The 16,417-nt window shown below is 69.8% G+C and carries 14 protein-coding genes; 8 read left to right on the top strand and 6 right to left on the bottom strand.

The annotated features are described in order from the left end of the window. The first annotated feature begins 99 nt into the window (after nt 1–99). The 7 genes from rapZ (at nt 100) to ITJ69_RS08390 (ending at nt 6,069) form a co-directional block, all read left to right on the top strand. Nucleotides 100–999, top strand: a complete 900-nt coding sequence (rapZ, locus tag ITJ69_RS08420; protein WP_111083956.1) for an RNase adapter RapZ — start codon at nt 100–102, stop codon at nt 997–999. Between the two features lie 75 nt (nt 1,000–1,074). After that, entirely contained in the window at nt 1,075–2,055 is a 981-nt protein-coding gene (gene whiA, locus ITJ69_RS08415) for a DNA-binding protein WhiA (RefSeq protein WP_111083957.1), read from the top strand. Between the two features lie 280 nt (nt 2,056–2,335). Then, entirely contained in the window at nt 2,336–3,340 is a 1,005-nt protein-coding gene (gene gap / locus ITJ69_RS08410; protein ID WP_111083958.1) for a type I glyceraldehyde-3-phosphate dehydrogenase, read from the top strand. Between the two features lie 3 nt (nt 3,341–3,343). Beyond that, a complete protein-coding gene (locus ITJ69_RS08405; protein WP_123294371.1) occupies nt 3,344–4,561 on the top strand; it encodes a phosphoglycerate kinase in 1,218 nt (405 codons plus the stop codon). Then, the gene (gene tpiA, locus ITJ69_RS08400; RefSeq protein WP_123294452.1) at nt 4,558–5,337 is read left to right on the top strand and encodes a triose-phosphate isomerase; all 780 of its coding nucleotides are present in this window, start codon (nt 4,558–4,560) and stop codon (nt 5,335–5,337) included. The genes ITJ69_RS08405 and tpiA overlap by 4 nt, the downstream gene beginning before the upstream one ends. A gap of 108 nt (nt 5,338–5,445) precedes the next feature. Beyond that, nucleotides 5,446–5,697, top strand: a complete 252-nt coding sequence (gene secG / locus ITJ69_RS08395; protein ID WP_017887256.1) for a preprotein translocase subunit SecG — start codon at nt 5,446–5,448, stop codon at nt 5,695–5,697. 3 nt (nt 5,698–5,700) lie between these two features. After that, on the top strand, nt 5,701–6,069 hold the full coding sequence (locus ITJ69_RS08390) for an RNA polymerase-binding protein RbpA (protein ID WP_027465686.1): 369 nt from the start codon (nt 5,701–5,703) through the stop codon (nt 6,067–6,069). A 452-nt stretch (nt 6,070–6,521) separates the two neighbouring features. On the opposite strand, the gene pgl is transcribed toward ITJ69_RS08390, so the two are convergent. The 6 genes from pgl to tkt all read right to left on the bottom strand — a co-directional run bounded on the left by pgl (nt 6,522) and on the right by tkt (nt 14,824). Continuing rightward, the gene (gene pgl, locus ITJ69_RS08385) at nt 6,522–7,292 is read right to left on the bottom strand and encodes a 6-phosphogluconolactonase (protein ID WP_111083960.1); all 771 of its coding nucleotides are present in this window, start codon (nt 7,290–7,292) and stop codon (nt 6,522–6,524) included. 98 nt (nt 7,293–7,390) lie between these two features. Further along, on the bottom strand, nt 7,391–8,335 hold the full coding sequence (locus ITJ69_RS08380) for a glucose-6-phosphate dehydrogenase assembly protein OpcA (RefSeq protein ID WP_111083961.1): 945 nt from the start codon (nt 8,333–8,335) through the stop codon (nt 7,391–7,393). Continuing rightward, nucleotides 8,332–9,870, bottom strand: a complete 1,539-nt coding sequence (gene zwf / locus ITJ69_RS08375) for a glucose-6-phosphate dehydrogenase (protein ID WP_194672539.1) — start codon at nt 9,868–9,870, stop codon at nt 8,332–8,334. Before zwf ends, ITJ69_RS08380 begins: the two co-directional genes overlap by 4 nt. 22 nt (nt 9,871–9,892) lie before the next feature. After that, nucleotides 9,893–11,491 (bottom strand): glucose-6-phosphate isomerase, encoded by a 1,599-nt coding sequence (locus tag ITJ69_RS08370; RefSeq protein WP_194672538.1) that lies wholly within the window; start codon nt 11,489–11,491, stop codon nt 9,893–9,895. Beyond that, nucleotides 11,491–12,603 (bottom strand): transaldolase, encoded by a 1,113-nt coding sequence (tal, locus tag ITJ69_RS08365; protein ID WP_194672537.1) that lies wholly within the window; start codon nt 12,601–12,603, stop codon nt 11,491–11,493. Before tal ends, ITJ69_RS08370 begins: the two co-directional genes overlap by 1 nt. Before the next feature lie 127 nt (nt 12,604–12,730). Next, a complete protein-coding gene (tkt, locus tag ITJ69_RS08360; protein ID WP_123671736.1) occupies nt 12,731–14,824 on the bottom strand; it encodes a transketolase in 2,094 nt (697 codons plus the stop codon). 445 nt (nt 14,825–15,269) lie between these two features. Here tkt and ITJ69_RS08355 point away from each other — a divergent pair, with 445 nt between their 5' ends. Continuing rightward, entirely contained in the window at nt 15,270–16,196 is a 927-nt protein-coding gene (locus ITJ69_RS08355) for a heme o synthase (protein ID WP_111083966.1), read from the top strand. Nucleotides 16,197–16,417: the final 221 nt, after the last annotated feature.

Genomic DNA, 16,417 nt, shown 5'->3' with positions numbered 1-16,417 from the left:
TCCCGTGCCTCCCGACACCTGTCGGGCGATACCCTGGTCCCGCAGCCGAGACCTCCCCGGGCGACGCGCCCGGGCCGCCACGACGGAGCCCACTCCCAGATGACCGACAGCGCCACAGCGACCGCGCACGCGTCGCAGCACGACATCCTCATCGTCACCGGCATGTCCGGGGCCGGGCGTTCGACGGTCGGCAAGGCCCTCGAAGACCTCGGCTGGTACGTCGTCGACAACCTGCCGACGCAGATGCTGGCACCGCTCACCGAACTGGCCGACCGCGCCGGCGAGAAGATCCCGAAGATCGCGACGGTCGTCGACGTCCGCGGCGGACGGTTCTTCACGGACCCGGAGCACGCGGTCGAACAGGTGCGGTCGACCACGTCCGCACGGGTCCGGGTGCTGTTCCTGGAAGCCACCGACGCCGTCCTGGTGCGGCGCTTCGAGCAGGTCCGACGACCCCACCCGCTCCAGGGCGAGGACACCCTGCTCGACGGCATCGCGCGCGAGCGGACCCGGTTGGCCGGTCTGCGCGAGGCGTCCGACATGGTGATCGACACCTCGGACCTCAACATCCACCAGCTCGCGAACACCGTCACCGAGCAGTTCGCCGACGATCACTTCGTGGGTGTTCAGGTGACGCTCATGAGCTTCGGGTTCAAGTACGGACTGCCCGCCGACGCCGACATGGTGGCCGACGTCCGGTTCCTGCCGAACCCCTACTGGGTCCCGGAACTCCGGGCCCACACGGGCCTCGACCAGCCCGTCTCGGACTACGTCCTGGCCCAGGCCGGAGCCCGTCCGTTCGTCGATCGGTACGTCTCCGTGCTCGAGCCGGTGCTCGAGGGGTACCAGCGCGAGAACAAAAGACACGCTACGATCGCCATCGGCTGTACCGGCGGGAAGCACCGCTCGGTCGCCATCGTCGCCGAGTTGGCGAACCTCCTCCGCGGGATGCCTGGCGTCGCCGTGCGTGTGAAGAACCGAGATCTCGGCCGGGAGTGACCGTCCCTCCGGCCGCTCCCCACGTACGTGCCGCCGGAATCGCGGGACCACCAGATGAACGTTAGGAATGATGCTGTGCCGTTGACTGCCGAGGTCAAGGACGAACTGGCCAGGGTCGCCGTGAACCGCAACACGGTCCGCGCCGCCGAACTGGCCACGATCCTCCGGTTCGCGGGTGGCCTGCACGTCATCTCGGGCCGCATCGCGGTCGAGGTGGAGCTCGACACCCGGATCATCGTGCACCGGGTCCGCAAGGACCTCGCCGAGCTGTACGGCGTCCGCAGCGAGGCGTCGGTGGGCTCGTCCGCGTCGTCCCGTCGTGGCACCCGCTACCTGGTCCGCGTGCTCGAGGCGGGGGAGACCCTCGCACGCCAGACCGGTCTGATGGACGCCCGTCGTCGCCCCGTCCGCGGGCTGCCGAACCGGCTCACCACGGGCAACCGCGAGGACCTCGCCGCGATCTGGCGCGGTGCGTTCCTCGCCTCCGGCACCCTGACCGACCCGGGCCGGGCCGCAGCGCTCGAGGTCACGTGCCCCGGCAACGAGGCCGCCATGGCCCTCGTCGGCGCCGCGTCGCGTCTCGGCGTCGCCGCGAAGGGCCGCGAGGTCCGTGGCGTCCACCGCGTCGTCATCCGCGACGGCGAGGCCATCGGCCAGATGCTCACGGTGATGGGCGCCGCCCGCACCACCGCCGACTGGGAGGAGATGCGGCAGCGTCGCGAGGTCCGTGCGACCGCGAACCGCCTCGTCAACTTCGACGACGCCAACCTCCGCCGTTCGGCGCAGGCCGCCGTCGCCGCCTGCGCCCGCGTCGAGCGCGCGCTCGAGATCCTCGGCGACGAGGTCCCCGACCACCTGCAGTACGCCGGCGCGCTGCGCCTGCAGCACCGCGACGCGTCGCTCGACGAGCTCGGCCAGCACGCCGACCCGCCCATGACGAAGGACGCCATCGCCGGTCGCATCCGCCGACTCCTCGCCATGGCCGACAAGCGCGCGTCCGACCTCGGCATCCCCGGGACGGAAGCGAGCGTCCCCGAGGAGCTCGAGGGCGTCTGAGACGGGTCGTCCGACCTGCATGACGGGAGGCGCGGTGCCAGCTGGCACCGCGCCTCCCGTCCGTTCTGTGGGGGCGCCCACGGGCCGCACCGACGTCGTTCCGGACGTTGCGGACGACCGTCCGGACGGACCGTCACACCGCACTGCCTGGCAGGGTCCGACTGCTAGGGTCGTTACGGCGACGTTACGGGGCGTATCGTCCACCACACGCGGGCCCGACAGGGCCAGCGCCCTCCGAAAGCAGCGCCCCTCGGGCGCTCCACACCCACCAGGAGATCCATTGACCGTCAAGATCGGTATCAACGGCTTCGGCCGTATCGGCCGCAACTTCTTCCGGGCCGCCCTCGCGAAGGGCTCCGACCTCGAGATCGTGGCGGTGAACGACCTCACCGACAACGCCGCGCTGGCGAACCTGCTGAAGTTCGACTCCATCACGGGTCGTCTCGGCGTCTCCGTCGAGCTCGACGGCGACAACATCGTCGTCGACGGCAAGGCCATCAAGGTCCTCGCGGAGCGCGACCCCGCCAACCTCCCCTGGGGCGAGCTGGGCGTCGACATCGTCATCGAGTCGACCGGCTTCTTCACCAAGGCCGCCGATGCGCAGAAGCACATCGACGCGGGCGCCAAGAAGGTCATCATCTCCGCCCCGGCCACCGGTGACGACGTCACCATCGTCCTCGGCGTGAACGAGGACCAGTACGACCCGGCGAACCACAACATCATCTCGAACGCGTCGTGCACCACGAACAGCCTCGCGCCGCTCGCCAAGGTGTTCAACGACAAGTTCGGCATCGAGCGTGGCCTCATGACCACGATCCACGCCTACACCGCCGACCAGAACCTGCAGGACGGACCGCACAAGGACCCCCGTCGTGCCCGTGCGGCCGCGCTGAACATCGTCCCGACCTCGACCGGTGCCGCCAAGGCCATCGGCCAGGTCATGCCGGAGCTCGCCGGCAAGCTCGACGGCTTCGCGCTCCGCGTCCCGGTCCCGACCGGCTCGATCACCGACCTCACCCTCGAGACCAAGTCCGAGGTCACCGTCGACGAGATCAACGCCGCGTACAAGGAGGCCGCAGAGGGCCCGCTCAAGGGCATCCTGCTCTACAGCGAGGACCCGCTGGTGTCGACCGACATCACGACGGACCCGCACTCCTCGATCTACGACTCCGGCCTGACCAAGGTCATCGGCGGTCTCGTGAAGATCACCTCGTGGTACGACAACGAGTGGGGCTACTCGAACCGTCTCGTCGACCTGACCGAGTACGTCGGCGAGCGTCTGTAACACATGGCCCTCCGCACCCTCGAGGACCTCGGCGACCTTGCCGGCAAGCGCGTCGTCGTCCGTTGTGACCTGAACGTCCCGCTCAAGGACGGCACGATCACGGACGACGGCCGCGTGCGGGCGTCCCTGACGACCCTCAACACCCTCATCACCGCCGGCGCGCGCGTCATCGTGATCTCCCACCTGGGCCGCCCCGACGGGGAACCCAAGCCGGAGTTCTCGCTCGCGCCGGTCGGCCAGCGGCTCTCCGAGCTGCTCGGCAAAGAGGTCACGTTCGTCGGCGAGACCGTCGGCGACGAGGCGACCGCAGCCGCCGAGGCCCTCGAGGACGGTGACGTCCTGCTGCTCGAGAACCTCCGGTTCAACCCGGAGGAGACCTCGAAGGACGCTGCCGCGCGGTCCGCCTTCGCGGACCGCATCGCGGCTCTCGGTGACGCCTTCGTCTCCGACGGCTTCGGTGTCGTGCACCGCAAGCAGGCCTCGGTCTACGAACTCGCGTCCGCGCTGCCCAGCGCAGCCGGTTCGCTCATCGAGACCGAACTGCGGGTGCTCGAGCGCCTGACCTCCTCGCCGGAACGGCCGTACACGGTCGTGCTCGGTGGCTCGAAGGTCAGCGACAAGCTCGGCGTCATCGACCACATCCTGCCCAAGGTCGACACGCTGTGCATCGGCGGCGGCATGCTCTTCACCTTCCTCGCGGCCCAGGGCCACGGGGTGGCGAAGTCGCTGCTCGAAGCCGACCAGCTCGACGTCGTCCGCGAGTACCTGTCGCGGGCGAAGGAGCTCGGCGTGACGATCGACCTGCCGACCGACGTCGTGGTGGCCTCCGGGTTCTCCGCCGACGCGGCGCACGAGACGGTGGCGGCCGACGCGATCGAGTCGTCGTCGTTCGGCACCGACGGCATCGGCCTCGACATCGGCCCGGAGACGGCGGCGCGGTTCGCGTCGGCGGTGTCCGGTTCGAAGACGGTGTTCTGGAACGGCCCGATGGGCGTGTTCGAGTTCCCGGCCTTCGCCGCCGGCACGAAGACCGTCGCCAAGGCCCTGACCGAGGTCGACGGCCTCGGTGTGGTCGGCGGTGGCGACTCCGCCGCTGCGGTCCGCTCGCTCGGCTTCTCGGACGACCAGTTCGGGCACATCTCGACCGGTGGCGGTGCGAGCCTCGAGTTCCTCGAGGGCAAGTCGCTTCCCGGTCTCGAAGCACTGGGGTGGTCCGCATGACCCGCACGCCGTTGATCGCCGGCAACTGGAAGATGAACCTGGACCACCTCCAGGCCATCGCCACGGTCCAGAAGCTCGCCTGGACCCTGAAGGACGCCCGCCACGACTTCGAGGACGTCGAGGTCGCGGTGTTCCCGCCCTTCACCGACCTGCGGAGCGTGCAGACGCTCATCTCGGCCGACAAGCTGCCGATCCACTTCGGTGCGCAGGACCTGTCGCAGTACGACTCCGGTGCCTACACCGGCGACGTCTCCGGCGCGTTCCTGTCGGCGCTCGACGCGCAGTACGTCATCGTCGGACACTCCGAGCGGCGCACGCTGCACGGTGAGACCGACGAGGTCGTCGCGGCCAAGACCGCCGCGGCAGTCAAGCACGGCCTCGTGCCGGTCGTCTGCGTCGGCGAGACCGGTGAGCAGCGCGAACAGCGCGGCGCCGGCGTCGTGCCGGTCGAGCAGCTCCGCGTCGTGCTCGACGCCGTGCAGCCGTCCGACATCGTCGTCGCCTACGAGCCCGTCTGGGCGATCGGTTCCGGCCAGGCGGCCACCGCCGAGCAGGCGCAGGACGAGTGCGCCGCGATCCGTCGCGGCATCGCTGCTGCCTGGGGCGACCAGGCCGCTGCCGACACGCGCGTCCTGTACGGCGGTTCGGTCAAGTCCGGCAACATCGCCGGGTTCCTCCGTGAGCCCGACATCGACGGCGCCCTCGTCGGCGGCGCATCCCTCGACGTGCAGGAGTTCGCGGCGATCGCCCGGTTCCGCCAGCACGTCGGGCTGTAGCCACACCGGCTGTCGTCGGGCTGTAGTCCGCACCACTCCCGTCCGTGTACCGGCCGTGCCCCGCGCGGCCGGTACACTGGTACGGCTGACTGACACGAAAGGTACGTCGTGGCGATACTCTCCGTCGTGCTGCAGGTCCTGCTCGCAATCACGAGCCTCCTGCTCACGCTCCTCATCCTCCTGCACAAGGGCCGCGGTGGCGGCCTCTCCGACATGTTCGGTGGCGGCGTGACGAGCAACCTCGGGGCGTCCGGCGTCGCCGAGCGCAACCTCAACCGCATCACGGTGATCCTCGGTCTGGTCTGGATCGTCTCCATCATCGTGCTCGGTCTCATCAACAAGTTCACGGCGGGGGTCTGATCCATGGCTAGCGGAGGCAGTGCAATCCGAGGGTCCCGCGTCGGCGCCGGACCGATGGGCGAACAGGACCGTGGGGTCCAGGCCGAGCGTGTGGCGATCTCGTACTGGGACGCCCTCGGCAACGAGGTCGTGCGGTACTTCGCCGCCAACCTCCCGGACGAAGAGATCCCCGAGACGGTCGATTCGCCGTCGAGCGGGCTCCCCGCCGGGCGCGACAAGGAGAACCCTCCCGTGGTCTCCAAGACGGAGCCATACAAGACGCACCTCGCGTACGTGAAGGAGCGTCGGACTGAGGAAGAGGCAGCGCAGCTCCTCGAGGACGCGCTCCAGCAGCTCCGCGAGCGTCGCGGTACCGCGGCCAAGAAGGCGTAGCGCCCAAACACGCACGAAGGCCCCCACACCGCGATGGTGTGGGGGCCTTCGTGCGTCGTGGGGGCGGGTGGCAGTGCTCACCGCGCGGGGGCTTACTCGCCGAGTGGTCACGACGCGCCGTATGCGGCTCGCGGTGGTGGCACGTTCTGTCGCCTGCGACGCCCGCAGCCGACAGCTCTTGACCGCTCGGCGTCGTGTCGGCGGGGTGTCGCAATCGTTCGGTTGCCGGGTGCCGCGCGGAGAGCCGGCTCGCCGAGTGGTCACGACATGCCGCGTGCGGTTCGCTGCGGCGGCGGTTTCTGTCGCCCGGGGCGCGTTCAGGCGACACTTCTTGACCGCTCGGCGCCGGCCAGCGGGTGTGGGGCGGCGGCGGGAGCGGTGGGAGCGACCACAGACGGACGGGAGGCCCGGTGCCAGCTGGCACCGGGCCTCCCGTCAGGCAGGACGCGCGTCTAGTACGTCGACGCGATGAGGTTCTCGGGGACGTCGCGCGCGGCGTCCTGGTCCACGAAGAACACGGTGCGCTTGCGACCCTGGACGCCGCCCACGGGGACGTCCTCGACGGAGGCGCCCGCCAGGGCGAGCCCGAGGACCGACGCCTTCTCGGCACCGGACAGGATGACCCACACGCGCTGCGAGGCATTGATCACCGGGTAGGTGACCGTCAGGCGCTGCGGCGGCGGCTTCGGGGAGTCGTCGACCGACACGACGGCGCGGTCGGTGACCGTGAGCTGCGGGAACTCGGGGAAGAGCGACGCGGTGTGCCCGTCGGGGCCGACACCGAGCAGCGTGATGTCGAAGCGCGGAGCGACGGCACCCTCGTACGCGGCGTCCTGCAGCTCGCGCTCGTACTGCAGCGCGGCCGCTTCGATGTCGATGCCGGCGTCGGACGCGGGCATCGGGTGGATGTTCGACTCCGGGATGTCGACGTGGTCGAAGAAGTCGGTCTGCGTCCCCGTGGTGTTGCGGTCGGCGTCACCGGCCGGCACCCAGCGCTCGTCGACCCACCAGACGTGGACCTTCGACCAGTCGACGCTCTCGCGCGCCGGCGACTGGCCGATCGCGGCGAGGACGAGGGACGACACCGAGCCACCGCTGATCGCGATGTCGGCACGCTCCTGCTCGTCGAGCACGTCGATGATCTTGGTGATGAAGCGTGCGGCGACCGAAGCGCCGAGGGCCTGCTTGTCCGGGTGCACGAGCACCCGCCGTTCGTTGGTCACGTGACTCCCGTGTTCGTGGCGGCCGACCGGTCGTACGACCGCCTTCGGTCCGGTCGGGCCGCCTGCACCAGACAGGCGGCCCGACCGTTGTGGGGTGCTCAGCGGGCGATGGTCTCGCGCAGCTGGGGAACCCCGTGCTTGACGACGTCTCCGAAGAGGACGTCCGGGTCGAGTCTACGGAGTTCCTCGGCCAGGCAGTCACGCAGGTTGCGGCGTGGCAGCGACAGGTCGTGCGTGGGCTGACCGGGCATCGAGAGCGTCGCGACGTCCACCAGGGAACGCTCGAGATCGATGGTGCCCGACTCGCGCACGAGCTTGACGCCGTGGATGCCGCTCGACCCGGTTGCACGCGGCGACGTGGTGACCGTCACCGGCACCTCGAGCTGGAGCTGCAGCCACGCGGCGAGCAGGATCGTCGACGGGCTGTCCGACGCGCCCGTCACCTCGACGCCCGTGATGGGCTCGTACGGCGGCTGGTCGAGCGCCGCGGCGAGCTGGTTCCGCCACAGGGTCAGTCGGGTCCACGCGAAGTCGGTGTCGCCCGGAACGTACGAGGCACCGAGCGCCTCGATCGCCCCGTTCGGGTCCTTCTGCGCGGCGGCGTCGGTGATCCGGCGCTGGGCGATGCGGCCCAGTGCCGAGGCCGACGGCTGCGACGGCGCGGTCTGCGGCCACCAGGCCACGACCGGGGCGTCCGGCAGGAGCAGGCCCGTGACCAGGCTCTCCTCGTCGGTCGCGGTCTCGCCGTAGGCGCGGAGGACGATGACCTCACTGGCGCCCGCGTCGCTGCCCACGCGGATCTGCGCGTCGAGACGGCCAGGCGACTTCGTGTCGCCGTCGTTCTTCGACACGATGATCACGCGCATCGGGTGCTCGCGGGACGCCTCGTTCGCCGCCTCGATCGCCTCTTCCTCGTGGCCGAGGGCCGTCGAGATGATCAGCGTCAGGACACGACCGAGGGCGACGGCGCCGCCCTCTTCGCGGATGTGGACCAGCTTCTTCTGGATCTTCGAGACCGTGGTGTTCGGCAGGTCGATCTTCATGGACGCCTCCAGGTCCGGCCGTCGCGGGCGAGCAGGGCATCGGCGGACGCCGGACCCCACGTGCCGGGACGGTACTGCTCGGGCTGGCCCTGCGTGGCCCAGAACTCCTCGATCGGGTCGAGGATCTTCCAGGACAGCTCGACCTCCTGGTGCCGCGGGAACAGCGGCGGGTCACCGAGCAGCACGTCGAGGATGAGTCGTTCGTACGCCTCGGGGGATGCCTCGGTGAAGGCGTGGCCGTAGCCGAAGTCCATCGTCACGTCGCGCACCTGGGTGCCGACGCCGGGGACCTTCGAGCCGAACCGGAGCGTGACGCCCTCGTCCGGCTGGACGCGGATCACGAGCGCGTTCTGACCAAGGGGGGACTGCGAGTTGCCGTAGACGTCCTCGGGGACGCGCTTGAAGACGATCGCGATCTCGGTCACACGGCGCCCGAGCCGCTTGCCGGCGCGCAGGTAGAACGGGACGCCCTGCCAGCGACGGGTCGCGATGTCGAGCTTGATCGCGGCGTACGTCTCGGTGCCGGACTCCGGGTTCATCCCGGCCTCGTCGAGGAATCCGAGCACCTTCTCGCCGCCCTGCCAGCCGCCGGCGTACTGTCCACGCGCCGTGGCGGTCGACAGGTCCTCGGGCAGCCGCACGGCGGACAGCACCTTCTCCTTCTCGGCGCGCAGGTCGGCGGCCTTGAACGAGACGGGCTCCTCCATCGCGGTGAGCGCGAGGAGCTGCAGCAGGTGGTTCTGGATGACGTCGCGCGCCGCGCCGATGCCGTCGTAGTACGCGGCACGTCCCGCGACGCCGATGTCCTCGGCCATCGTGATCTGCACGTGGTCGACGTAGTTCGAGTTCCAGATGGGTTCGTACATCTGGTTCGCGAACCGGAGCGTCAGCAGGTTCTGGACGGTCTCCTTGCCGAGGTAGTGGTCGATGCGGAACACGTCGTCGGGCGCGAAGACGCTCTCGACGATCGCGTTCAGCTCACGCGCGGTGCGGAGGTCGGAGCCGAACGGCTTCTCGACGACCACGCGGCTCCACGAGCCCTCGCGCTTCGTGGTGAGGCCGGACAGCTTCAGCTGCTCGGTCACCACCGGGAACATCTTCGGCGGGATGGACAGGTAGAATGCGTGGTTGCCCAGCGTCCCGCGCTCGGCGTCCAGGTCGTCGACGGTCTGCTTGAGCTGCAGGAACGCCTCGGGGTCGTCGAACGAGCCCTGGACGAAGCGGATGCCCTGTTCGAGCTGACGCCAGACGTCCTCGTCGAACGGGGTGCGGGAGTGCTCCTTGACGGCGTCGTGCACGAGCTGGGAGAAGTCTTGGTCCTCCCAGTCGCGACGGGCGAAGCCGACGAGCGCGAACCCCGGGGGCAGGAGCCCCCGGTTGGCCAGGTCGTAGACCGCCGGCATCAGCTTCTTGCGTGACAGGTCGCCCGTCACGCCGAAGATGATGAGCGTGCTCGGTCCCGCGATCCGGTTCAGTCGACGATCCGTCGGCAGCCGGAGCGGGTTGTGCTCCGGGGTGATTGCCACCGGTGACATGAGTCGGTGAACTCCTTACGAGTCAGTGGGAGACGGCGGAGGCGATGGCCGCGGTGGCGGCGCGCACGTCCGACGTCGTGAGGGTGAGGACCGGGCGGCCGTGCTGCGCGAGGACACTCGCGTCACCCGCTGCCTGGGCCTGGAGGAGCTGGCCGAACGTGAACGGCCGACCCGGGATCGCCAGGTCGTCCGGTTCGTCCGCCACGATCTGCAGGAACACTCCCGTGGCGGGTCCGCCCTTGTGGTACTGCCCGGTCGAGTGCAGGAACCGCGGGCCGTACCCGAAGGTGACCGGCCGACGCGTGCGCGCCGCCAGGGCGTCGCGGAGCGTCTCGAGGTCACGGTTCGTGGTGCGGTCGACGTACGCCTGCACCGCCACGTAGCCGGTGGCGTCCAGTTCGGACAGGAGGCCCGTCACGGCTTCTGCGAGCGTCGTCCCGACCGGCAGTCCGGGCGTCGCGGAGACGGCGATGCCGTCCTCGGTGAACGCGGGTTCCGCAGGCGCGGGACGGTCGTCGAGCAGCGCACGGGTCGCGACCTTGGCGGCCTCGACGTCGGGCTGGTCGAACGGGTCGATGCCGAGCAACCGCCCGGCGACCGCGACGGCGTACTCCCAGACGAGGATCTGACCACCGAGCGTGCCGGTGATCTCGACCTCGCCCTCGGCGACGTGGCGCTCGTCCTCGCGCGAACCGACCAGGCGGATGACCTGGACGTCCGGCAGGGCTGCGGAGACCTCGGGGGAGTCGGCGTGCAGCACGACGGGCAGCAGGCCGCGTCCGCTCTTGCCGGTCGACTCCGCGATCAGCTGCTCCACCCAGTCGCCGAACCCGACGATGTGGGTGCCGTCCGGCACGATCGCGATCTTGTCGCGCAGCGGGTCGGTGCCGGCGAGGACCGCACCGAGCACGAGCCCGGGGTTCTCGTCGAGGTCGACCGACAGCAGCGCGGAGATGGCGTCGGCCTCGTCCAGCAGCTCGGCGATGTCCGCTCCGGCGAGACCGGAGGGCACCAGACCGAACGCGGTGAGCGCTGAGTAGCGGCCGCCGACGGTCGGGTCGGCAGTGAAGACCCGGTAGCCGGCGTCGATCGCGGCGGCCTCGAGCGCGGAGCCCGGGTCGGTGACGACGACGATGCGGCCGGTGGGGTCGATGCCCGCGTCGCGGAACGCCTGCTCGTAGACGCGGCGCTGGGAGTCGGTCTCGAGCGTGGAGCCGGACTTCGACGAGACGACGAGCACGGTGCGCTCGAGGTCCGTCGTGACGGCGGCACGGACCTGCGCGGGGTCGGTCGAGTCGAGCACCGTCAGCGGGACGCCGGCGGTGCGCGTGATGACCTCCGGCGCGAGCGACGAGCCGCCCATGCCGGCGAGGACGACGTGGTCGACCCCTTCGGCACGGAGCGACTCGCGCAGCGCGGTGATCTGGGCGACGAGCGGGCGGGAGACCGAGACGGCCTCCACCCAGCCGAGGCGCTTGGACGCCTCGGCCTCGGCGTCCGGTCCCCACAGCTCGGGGTCCTGGGCGGTGATGCCCGAGGCCACCAGGTCAGCGACGAGCCGCGGGACCACCGAGTCGATGGCCCGCGCGGCATCGCCGCTGGCAGCGATGGAAACCGTCACTACTTGGCGCCCTCGAGCGCGGTCTTCACGGTGTCGACGAGCTCGCCCCACGAGACGTTGAACTTGTCCACGCCCTCCTTCTCGAGCAGCGCCACGACGTCGTCGTAGTCGATGCCCTGCGCGGCGAGCTGGTCGAGGACCTGCTGCGCGGCGTCGAAGGTGCCGGCGATGGCGTCGCCGTGGATCTCACCGTGGTCGAACGTGGCGTCGAGCGTCTTGCCCGGCATCGTGTTCACGGTGTTCGGGGCGGCGAGCTCGGTCACGTAGAGCGTGTCGGGCAGCGACGGGTCCTTGACGCCGGTCGAGGCCCAGAGCGGACGCTGCGTGTTCGCACCGGCCTCGAGCAGGCCGAGGGCGCGCTCGGAGGCGAACGCCTCGGTCCAGACCTGGTAGGCGAGCTGCGCGTTGGCGATGCCGGCCTTCGACTTCAGGGCCGTGGCCTCGTCGGTGCCGACGGCGTCCAGGCGCTTGTCGATCTCGGAGTCGACGCGCGACACGAAGAACGAGGCGACCGAGTGGATCTTCGACAGGTCGTGGCCGGCGGCCTTGGCCTTCTCGAGCCCACCGAGGTAGGCGTCGATGACGGCGCGGTAGCGCTCGAGCGAGAAGATCAGGGTGACGTTCACCGAGATGCCCGCGCCGATGACCTCGGTGATGGCCTCGAGACCCTCGACCGTTGCGGGGATCTTGATGAGGACGTTCTCGCGACCGACCTTGTCGAACAGGAACTTGGCCTGCTCGATGGTCTTGGCGGTCTCGTGGGCGAGGCCCGGCTCGACCTCGATCGAGACGCGGCCGTCGAAGCCCTTGGTCTCGTCGTAGATCGGCTTGAAGACGTCGGACGCGTTGGCGACGTCCTGCGTGGTGATCTCGAAGATCGCCTCGGTCACGTCGGTGCCGGCGGCGGCCAGCTCCTTGACCTGGGCGTCGTAGCGCTCGCCCTTGGCAAGGGCCGACGCGAAGATCGTCGGGTTGGTGGTCACGCCGACGACGTTCTTCTGTGCGATGAGGTCGGTGAGCTTGCCGGTCTCGAGGAGCTCGCGGGACAGGTCGTCGAGCCAGATGCTCACGCCGACCGCGGAGAGGGCGGCAGTGGGGGTGTTCTCAGCCATGTGTTTCTCTTCTTTCCTTCATCGGCCTGATGGCCGGGGTCTGGGGGACCGGGGGCGCGTGGCGGAGCCGAACCGCGCCTCCCGGCAGAAGGGCCGGATCCGGCGAACCGGACCCGGCCCCTGCGGGTCAGGAAGCCGCGATGGATTCCTTCGCGGCGGCCACGACGTGTTCCGTCGTGAAGCCGAACTCCTTGAAGAGCGTCTGGTAGTCGGCCGAGGCACCGAAGTGCTCGATCGAGACGCTGCGGCCCTTGTCGCCGACGATGTCGCGCCAGCTCATGGCGATGCCGGCCTCGACCGACACGCGAGCGGTGACGTCCTTCGGGAGCACCTGGTCCTGGTAGTTCTCGGACTGGGCGCGGAACCACTCGATGGACGGTGCGCTCACGACGCGGGCGTTGATGCCCTCGCCCTTGAGCTGCTCACGGGCCTCGACGGCGATCTGGACCTCGGAACCGGTCGCGATGAGGATCACGTCCGGGGTGCCGTTCGGCGCCTCGGCCAGGATGTACGCACCCTTGGCGACGTTCTTCGCCGAGGCGAAGACCTCACCGGAGGCGTCGCCTTCGCCACGCTCGAACACCGGCAGGTTCTGACGGCTCAGCGCGATGCCGGCCGGGCGGTCGGTGTGCTTGAGCATCTCGAGCCAGGCGTACGCGACCTCGTTGGCGTCGGCGGGGCGGACCACGTCGAGACCCGGGATCGCACGGAGCGACGAGACCTGCTCGATCGGCTGGTGCGTCGGGCCGTCCTCGCCGAGGGCGACGGAGTCGTGGGTCCAGACGTAGATCGCCGGGGCGCCCATGAGCGCGGCGAGACGGACCGCCGGACGCATGTAGTCGCTGAAGATCAGGAACGTGCCGCCGAAGGGGCGGGTGTTCCCGTGCAGGACGATGCCGTTGAGGATCGAGCCCATGGCGTGCTCGCGGATGCCGAAGTGCAGCACGCGGCCGTACGGGTCGGTGCTCCACGTCGACGTCGAGGCCTCGGCCGGACCGAAGGACTTGGCGCCCTCGATCGTGGTGAGGTTCGACTCGGCGAGGTCGGCCGAGCCACCCCAGAACTCGGGCATCAGCGGCGCGATGGCGTTGATGACCTTGCCGGAGGCGGCACGGGTCGAGACGGCCTTGTCGGTCGGGAAGACCGGCAGTGCTGCCTCGAGGTCCGCGGGGAGCTCCTTGGCGTTGACGCGGTCGAACAGCGCCTTCTTGTCGGCGTTGGCAGCAGCCCACGCGTCGAAGGTCTTCTGCCACTCGGCGTGCTGCGCCTGGCCCTTGGCGACGGCGCCGCGGGTGTACTCGAGGACCTCGGGGGCGACCTCGAAGGTCTTCGCGGTGTCGAAGCCGAGGACCTCCTTGAGGCCCTTGATCTCGTCGGCGCCGAGCGCCGAACCGTGGATCTTGCCGGAGTTCTGCTTGGTCGGCGACGGCCAGCCGATGATCGTCTTGAGGACGATGAGCGACGGCTTGTCGGTGACCTGCTGGGCGGCCTCGATCGCGGCGTGGAGCTCCACGGCGTCCTCGGAGTACTCGCCGGTCTTCTTCCAGTCGACGATCTGGACGTGCCAGCCGAGCGCCTCGTAGCGCTCGGGGACGCTCTCCGAGAACGCGATGTCGGTGTTGTCCTCGATCGAGATCTGGTTCGAGTCGTAGAACGCGATCAGGTTGCCGAGCTGCTGACGGCCGGCGAGCGAGCCCGCCTCGTTCGTCACGCCCTCCTGCATGTCGCCGTCACCGGCGATCACGTAGGTGAAGTGGTCGAACGGCGACTGGCCGGCCGGGGTCTCCGGGTCGAACAGGCCGCGCTCGAAGCGCTGGGCGTAGGCGAAGCCGACCGAGGACGCGAGGCCCTGGCCGAGCGGGCCGGTGGTGATCTCGACACCGTCGGTGTGGCCGTACTCCGGGTGACCCGGGGTCTTCGAGCCCCACTTGCGCAGGTGCTGCAGGTCGTCGAGCTCGAGGCCGTAGCCGTGCAGGTAGAACTGCACGTACTGCAGGATCGAGGCGTGACCGGCGGAGAGGATGAAGCGGTCGCGGCCGATCCAGGTGGAGTCGCTCGGGTCGCGACGCATCACCTTCTGGAAGAGCAGGTGTGCGAGCGGCGCGAGGCTCATCGCGGTGCCGGGGTGACCGTTGCCGGCGGCCTCGACCGAGTCGGCGGCGAGAACGCGGGCCGTGTCGACGGCCTTCCGGTCGATGGCGTCCCAGGTGAATTCAGCCACTTGGATGTTGACCCTTCTTGATGCGACATGTGCGAGGGCTCGTGCCATCGCACGGACATGTGGCCATCCCGGGGCCGAGTCGTGTCGCCGTCTAGCGGCGGCCGACCGGCTCATCGCGGCCGACGTCATCGGGGCGCGCACTGCGGGAGGGCAGGTCCAGCATAGTGACCAGCCACTCAGAAGGGGTTCAGGTGACGCCCGATGTTCACGAGTCGGGTCACCCGGGCCCTCGTCCGCCGGGCGTGTCGTGCTCCGCCGCCCGTCGTTCTGCACGGGATGTCTGCACGGGATGGGGGAGCGGGGCATCATCGCGGCGCTTCCATCACGTAAACTGTCGACGACCCGTGGACATTCCGGGTCAGCGCATGCCCGGACGCCGCCGCAGTCGTCCACCGAGTGTGCGAGCTGATGCGAACAGACTGAGGTTCCCTTGCCGACTGCCACCGTGACCAGGCCCGACACCGATCGACCCCGATCGACGCTGTCCCGCAAGGTCCGTGCGTACGTCTCGTTGACCAAGCCGCGGGTCATGGAGCTGCTGCTCGTGACCACCGCGCCGACCATGTTCCTGGCCGAGCGTGGCGTGCCGGACCTCTGGCTCGTGTTCTGGACGATGCTGGGCGGGGCGATGTCCGCTGGCTCGGCGTCGGCCTTCAACTGCTACATCGACCGTGACATCGACCGCCTGATGAAGCGGACGAGCACCCGCCCGCTGGTGACCGGTGAGCTCTCGGACCGCGAAGCCCTCGTGTTCTCGTGGATCCTCGGCGTCCTGTCGACGGCGGTGCTCGGGTTCCTGGTGAACTGGCTCGCCGCGGCCCTGAGCGTCATCGCGATCCTCATCTACGTGTTCGTCTACACGCTGTGGCTCAAGCGCCGCACCCCGCAGAACATCGTGTGGGGCGGCTCGGCCGGCTGCATGCCCGTGCTCATCGGCTGGGCGGGCGTCACCGGGTCGCTGACGTGGGCCCCGGTCATCCTCTTCATGGTGATCTTCCTGTGGACGCCGCCGCACTACTGGCCGCTGTCGATGAAGTACCGCGACGACTACGACGCCGCCGACGTCCCGATGCTCGCTGTGGTCCGTGGCCGCACCGTCGTCGGCCTGCAGGTCGTGCTGTACGCCTGGGCGACGCTCGTCTGCTCGCTCCTGCTCATCCCCGTTGCGCACATGGGGCCGCTGTACACCGTGGTCGCACTGGCCGGTGGCATCTGGTTCGTCGTCGAGTCGCACCGGCTGTACTCGCGGGCGATCCAGCACGTCGAGCACGTGCAGCCGATGCGTGTGTTCCACAGCTCGATCACGTACCTGACGCTGCTCTTCATCGCCGTGGGCATCGACCCGCTGCTGCCGCAGGTCTTCACCTTCTAGTCACTGCGGGCCGCCACTGGGCGACGTCGTACGACGAACTCGATGTCGTACGGCGTCGCCTTCGTCGTTGGTGCGCGTGCGCGACGGTTGCGCGCGCGGGGATGCGACGTCCTCGACGTCGTACGACGTCGAGGACGTCGTTGCGGGTCAGTACGGGACCTGGCGCGGCCGTGGACGTGCCCACCAGGCGGCCGGGAGGCCCGTGGCGGCGCCGCCACGGG

The sequence above is a fragment of the Curtobacterium sp. VKM Ac-2887 genome (assembly GCF_015350935.1).
GTDB lineage: Bacteria > Actinomycetota > Actinomycetes > Actinomycetales > Microbacteriaceae > Curtobacterium.
The sequence above is the reverse complement of the archived record's forward strand: the minus strand, read 5'-3'. Positions and strand labels throughout refer to the sequence as shown.

Bases quoted from the DNA above. Each gene is read 5' to 3' on its own strand.
- zwf (WP_194672539.1), bottom strand. From the start codon at position 9,870: ATGTCACCGGTGGCAATCACCCCGGAGCACAACCCGCTCCGGCTGCCG.
- tpiA (WP_123294452.1), top strand. From the start codon at position 4,558: ATGACCCGCACGCCGTTGATCGCCGGCAACTGGAAGATGAACCTGGAC.
- tal (WP_194672537.1), bottom strand. From the start codon at position 12,603: ATGGCTGAGAACACCCCCACTGCCGCCCTCTCCGCGGTCGGCGTGAGC.
- rapZ (WP_111083956.1), top strand. From the start codon at position 100: ATGACCGACAGCGCCACAGCGACCGCGCACGCGTCGCAGCACGACATC.
- ITJ69_RS08390 (WP_027465686.1), top strand. From the start codon at position 5,701: ATGGCTAGCGGAGGCAGTGCAATCCGAGGGTCCCGCGTCGGCGCCGGA.
- ITJ69_RS08405 (WP_123294371.1), top strand. From the start codon at position 3,344: ATGGCCCTCCGCACCCTCGAGGACCTCGGCGACCTTGCCGGCAAGCGC.
- ITJ69_RS08380 (WP_111083961.1), bottom strand. From the start codon at position 8,335: ATGAAGATCGACCTGCCGAACACCACGGTCTCGAAGATCCAGAAGAAG.